This window comes from Tenacibaculum sp. L6, from assembly GCF_028823685.1.
In the GTDB taxonomy this organism is placed as follows: Bacteria; Bacteroidota; Bacteroidia; order Flavobacteriales; family Flavobacteriaceae; genus Polaribacter.
The window spans coordinates 1-304 of the sequence record NZ_JAPEHZ010000212.1 but is presented as its reverse complement, the minus strand read 5'-3'; the positions used below and the strand labels follow the sequence as shown (position 1 = coordinate 304).

General features: G+C 26.3%; 1 protein-coding gene. It reads left to right on the top strand.

Annotation, left to right across the window (positions count from 1 at the left end):
* Window positions 1-123: 123 nt before the first annotated feature.
* The coding region (locus OU788_RS12765) for a hypothetical protein (RefSeq protein ID WP_274635502.1) at window positions 124-304 on the top strand (181 nt) is incomplete at its 3' end.

Here is a 304-nt window from a genome sequence, read left to right as displayed (position 1 = left end):
GACTAAATAACTTTTAGTTTTATATAATTTATTTATTAAAGACCTTCTCTTTTTATAAAGGAAGGTCTTTTTTTTGTCAAAAAAAGCGTTGATAGTTAACTATAACAAAGAAAAAATACCCCCATGCATAAGATAAAAGAAGAAGCATTAGATAAGCAAATTACCATTGATGGTAACTTTGTAAAGAGCTATAAAACAATTACAATTAACCAATTTTTATATAAGCATCATACTTTTGAAGTTGTAGTTGATATAGAAACGGTAGAAGAAGCAGGAAGCTACACACTAGATAAATCAAAAGAAT